At 73.5% G+C, this 5,149-nt stretch carries 3 protein-coding genes and 1 pseudogene; all 4 read left to right on the top strand.

Features of this window, described 5'->3' with window-relative positions; genetic code table 11:
• Window positions 1–919: pseudogene (locus AC2W7A_RS09330) on the top strand (Tat (twin-arginine translocation) pathway signal sequence); the annotation flags it as partial.
• A 46-nt stretch (window positions 920–965) separates the two neighbouring features.
• Complete coding sequence (locus AC2W7A_RS09325) at window positions 966–1,307, top strand: DUF3039 domain-containing protein (protein WP_485991121.1); 342 nt, start codon at window positions 966–968, stop codon at window positions 1,305–1,307.
• Between the two features lie 12 nt (window positions 1,308–1,319).
• A complete protein-coding gene (locus tag AC2W7A_RS09320; RefSeq protein WP_485991120.1) occupies window positions 1,320–3,113 on the top strand; it encodes a DEAD/DEAH box helicase in 1,794 nt (597 codons plus the stop codon).
• Between the two features lie 92 nt (window positions 3,114–3,205).
• Window positions 3,206–5,131, top strand: coding sequence for a heavy metal translocating P-type ATPase (locus AC2W7A_RS09315; RefSeq protein ID WP_485991119.1), 1,926 nt, complete (start codon window positions 3,206–3,208; stop codon window positions 5,129–5,131).
• Window positions 5,132–5,149 lie beyond the last annotated feature (18 nt).

Below are 5,149 nucleotides of genomic sequence, written 5' to 3'. Positions count from 1 at the left end.
CTGGCCGCTGGCGGCGGCGCATCTGCTCGTCGCCGTCGGCTGGCTCGCCGCCGCCGTGGCCCTGTGGTCGTGGGGCCTGAAGCGCACGGTGGAGCCCGTCTCCCAGGTGGGCGGCCGTCGTCGTCCCTCCGGTGCGGACAGGGCCGAGGCACGGCCGCTGCGCTGGTGCGGCCGTGCCGCCACGGGACCGGTCACCGCGATCGCGGCCCGGTGCCAGCGCTACTGGTTCACGGATCCGCGCTATTCGGCCTCGCTCGTGGTGGTGCCGCTGTTCGCCGTCCTGCTCTGGTTCGCCGGCGGCCAGCAGCAGGGCGGGCCGCTGGTCCCCACCCTGCTGCTGCTCGGCCCGCTGATCGGCTGGACCATGGGGGTGGCCCTCTCGGCGGACGTCGCCTACGACCACACGGCCTTCCACCACCACGTCACCGCCGGAATGAGCGGCACGGACGACCGCTGGGGCCGCGTGCTCGGCATGGCCGTGCTCGGGGTGCCCGCCACCCTCGCCGGGGCGGTGGGACCGGTCGCGGTGTACGGGATGTGGGAACACCTGCCGGCGCTGCTGGGCGTCTCACTGGGCACGCTGGCGTGTGTGACGGGCATGGCGAGCCTGCTCTCGGCGCGGCTGGTGTACCCGGTGCCGAAGCCGGGCGACTCGCCGTTCGCCACCCCGCAGGGCGGCGGCATGCGCATGATGGTGGTGCAGCTGGCCTCCATGCTGCTCTCGCTGGTGATCACCCTGCCGATCACGGTGGCGGCGATCGGCTACGCGGTGACCGGGACGACGCCCCTGTGGGGACTGCTCACCCTCGCCGTGGGGCTGCTCTGGGGCGGCGCCGGGCTGTGGCTGGGCGTGCGCCTCGGCGGCCGCTGGCTGGACCGGGCCGGGGCCGAGACGTACCAGGCCGTCGCCCGGTTTTGAGCCCTCCTTCCGCATCATGTCCGGAGAGGGTCGTAGAATGTGCGGCATGACTCTCCCCGGCGATGCGACCCAGACCGACCCGCTGTCCACCTCCGGCGGCGGCACCTCCGTGCTCGAGCGCCAGGAGCAGGAGCAGCTGATCGAGCCGGGCGACCACGAGCGCTTCGCGCACTACGTGCGCAAGGAGAAGATCATGGAGTCCGCCATGACCGGCGAGCCCGTGATCGCCCTCTGCGGCAAGGTGTGGGTGCCCGGCCGGGACCCGGAGAGGTTCCCGGTCTGCCCGCAGTGCAAGGAGGTCTACGACGGTCTCCGGGACCCGCAGGACGGCGGCGCTGGCGGCTCGGGAGGCGGCAAGCGCGGCTGGTTCGGCCGGAACAAGGGCTGATCCGCAGCACGCATGACTGATCGTCAGGATCCCGCGGCACTCTTCCACGTCGGCGAGGACCTTCCCCCGGCCATGCCCGAGCGGGCGGCCTGGGGCACGGCCCCGAAGCTGCGCCAGTGGCAGCAGGAGGCACTCGAGAAGTACCTCGCCGAGACACCCCGTGACTTCCTCGCCGTCGCCACCCCCGGCGCCGGCAAGACCACCTTCGCCCTGCGCGTGGCGAAGATCCTCATGGACTCCGGCGCCGTGCAACGCCTCACCGTGGTGGCGCCCACGGACCACCTCAAGCGCCAGTGGGCGGACAACGCCGCCCGCGTGGGCCTGGCGATCGACCCGAACTTCAAGAACGCGGACGGCCGTCACGGCGCCGAGTACCGCGGTGTGGCGCTGACCTACGCGCAGGTGGCGAACAAGCCGATCCTGCACCGCAACCGCACCGAGGCGGCCAAGACCCTGGTGATCCTGGACGAGATCCACCACGGCGGAGACGCCCTGAGCTGGGGCGACGGCATCCGGGAGGCCTTCGAGCCCGCCACCCGCCGCCTCGCCCTGACCGGCACCCCGTTCCGCTCGGACACCGCCACCATCCCGTTCGTGGAGTACGCCGAGGGCGCGGACGGCATCGCCCGGTCCAAGGCGGACTACACCTACGGCTACGGACCGGCGCTGCGGGACCACGTGGTGCGCCCCGTGATCTTCATGGCGTACTCGGGGCAGATGCGCTGGAAGACCTCCACCGGTGACGTCATGGAGGCCCAGCTGGGGGAGGCCGCCACCAAGGACATCACCAACTCCGCCTGGCGCACCGCGCTGAACCCGGAGGGCGAGTGGATCCCGGCCGTGCTGCGTGCCGCGGACCGCCGGCTCACTGAGGTCCGCCGGAACGTCCCGGACGCCGGCGGCCTGGTGATCGCCTCGGACCACGAGGACGCCCGCGCCTACGCCGCCCAGCTGGAGGCGCTGACCGGCCAGAGGCCGGCCGTCATCCTCTCGGACGACAAGGGCGCCTCGGACCGCATCGAGTCCTTCGCCGAGTCGGACGAGCGGTGGATGGTGGCCGTGCGCATGGTGTCCGAGGGCGTGGACGTGCCCCGGCTGTGCGTGGGCGTCTACGCCACCAACACCTCGACCCCGCTGTTCTTCGCCCAGGCCGTGGGCCGCTTCGTGCGCTCTCGCCGCCGCGGCGAGGTCGCCTCGGTCTTCCTGCCGTCCGTGCCGCACCTGATGCTGCTGGCCAACGAGATGGAGGTAGAGCGGGACCACGCCCTGGACCGCAAGACCGGCCAGGAGGTGGAGATCGAGGACCTCGCCGACGCCCCGGAGGAGGACCTGCTGGCCGAGGCCAACCGCGCCGAGTCCGCCTCGGACACCCTGAACCGCGAGAAGTTCCAGGCGATGGAGTCCCAGGCGAGCTTCGACAAGGTCCTCTTCGACGGCGGCGAGTTCGGCCTCGGCGGCGCCGTCGGCTCGGAGGAGGAGCTCGACTTCCTCGGCATCCCGGGACTGCTGGACGCGGACCAGGTGTCCGAGCTGCTACGCGCCCGCCAGGCCGAGCAGCTCAAGCGCAAGCCGGGGGCGAAGCGTGCCGAGCCGGCGGACGTGGTGGACCACCGACGCCTGAAGGACCTGCGCTCCGAGCTGTCCAAGATGGTCTCCGCCTGGGCCGCCCGCACCGCCACCCCGCACGGGGTGATCCACAACCGCCTGCGCGAGATCTCCGGCGGGCCCGCGGTGGCGCAGGCCACCCAGGCGCAGCTGGAGAAGCGCCTGGAGACGCTGCGCGGCTGGTTCGTCGGCCGGACCTGAGCCGCCCCGGGGCAAGGCCAGCCTGACCTGCGTGGCGGCTGGGCGCGTCCTGGGAGAGGGTGGTGCCAGAGGAGCAAGGAGACCCCGCAGCCATGCAGCGCATCACCGGCATCGTCCGTGAGTATCCGTGGGTGGTCGCCACCCTGATCGTCTTCGTCCTCACCCTCGGCCTGCACCTGGCCGGGGCGGAGGACCCGGCCCGCTGGATCGCCTCCGCCTACGCGCTCGTGGTGGCCGCCTGGACCTCGGTCGGCATGGTGAAGGACCTGATGCGCGGCCACTGGGGGGTGGACATCCTCGCGGTCACGGCGATCGTGGCCACCGTGCTGGTGGGGGAGTATCTCGCCGCCGTGCTCGTCTGCCTCATGCTCACCGGCGGCGAGGCCCTGGAGGACTACGCCGCCGGCCGCGCCAGGCGGGACCTGTCCGCCCTGCTGGACCGTGCCCCGCAGCGGGCCCACCGTCTGCGCCGGGACGGCTCGGTGGAGGACGTGTCGGTCGAGGAGGTCCGCCCCGGCGACCGCCTCCTGGTCCGCCCCGCCGAGGTGCTGCCCGTGGACGGCACCGTGGCCTCCGCCGAGGACGGCGGTGAGGTCGCCGTGGACCTGGACGAGTCTTCGCTGACCGGTGAGTCCCTGCCCGTCACGCACCGCACCGGCTCGGCCGTGATGTCCGGTGCGCTCAACGGCACCCGCGCCTTCGTGCTCGAGGCCACCGCCTCCGCCGCCGACTCCCAGTACGCGGCGATCGTCGCCCTGGTGAAGCAGGCCGCCGAGTCCCGTGCCCCGATGGTGCGCCTGGCGGACCGCTACGCCGTGCCGTTCACCGCCGCGGCCTACGCCATCGCCGGCCTGGCCTGGTGGTACGCCGGGGACCCGGTGCGCTTCGCCGAGGTCCTCGTGGTGGCCACGCCGTGTCCGCTGCTCATCGCGGCCCCCGTGGCGTTCCTGGGCGGGATGTCCCGCGCCGCCACGTCCGGCGTGATCGTGAAGTCCGGCGGGACCATCGAGGCGCTCGGCGCGGTGCAGACCGTCGGCTTCGACAAGACCGGCACGCTCACCGCGGGCCGCCCCGAGCTGGTCGGAGTGCGTCCCGCCGCCGGCGTCGACGAGGACGAGCTGCTGCGCCTGGCCGCCTCGGCCGAGCAGTACTCCGTGCACGTGCTGGCCGACGCCATCCGTGCGGCCGCCGAGGAGCGGGGCCTGCACCTGGCGACGTCGCAGGACGCCACGGAGGAGGCCACGAACGGCGTGGTCGCCGTCCTCGACGGCCGCCGCGTGGTGGTGGGCAAGCGCGCCTACGTCGCCGAGGCCGCCCCGGACACCGAGCAGGCGGAGCTGGCCCCGGGCCAGTCGGCGGTCTACGTGGCCGTGGACGGGGACTTCGCCGGGGTCCTGCTGCTTGCCGACCGCATCCGGCCCGAGTCCGCCGCCACCGTGCAGGCCCTGCACCGGCTCGGTGCCCGCCACGTCCTCATGCTCACCGGCGATGCCGAGGCCACCGGCCGCCACATCGCCGGTGAGGCGGGCATCGACGAGGTCCACGCGGACCTGCTGCCGGCAGACAAGGTGCGCCTGCTCTCGGAGCGCCCGGACCGCCCGGTGATGATGGTCGGCGACGGCGTCAACGACGTCCCGGTGCTCGCCGCCGCGGACGTGGGCGTGGCCATGGGGGCCCGCGGGTCCACGGCGGCCTCCGAGTCCGCGGACGTGGTGCTGCTGGCCGACGACGTCTCCAGGGTCGCGGTCGCGGTCACCGCCGGTCAGCGCACCCTGCAGGTGGCGAAGCAGTCGATCTGGTTGGGCATCGCCCTGTCCCTGGTGCTCATGCTCATCGCCGCCACCGGTGCCATTCCGGCCCTGGTGGGTGCGCTGTTCCAGGAGCTCGTGGACGTGGTGGCCATCCTCAACGCCCTGCGCGCCATGAAGCCCGGGCCGAAGGAGGCCGAGCGCCTCGGCGACCTCGCCGCCGTCCGAGGTGAGGGCGGCCGGGAGGCGGCGTCCGCGGCCGCCGCCTGATCCGGACCACGACGACGG

Source organism: Micrococcus sp. LASM2_SD2 (genome assembly GCF_057364565.1).
Note: the sequence above shows the minus strand (reverse complement) of the source record. Positions and strands in the feature narration are given on the sequence as shown.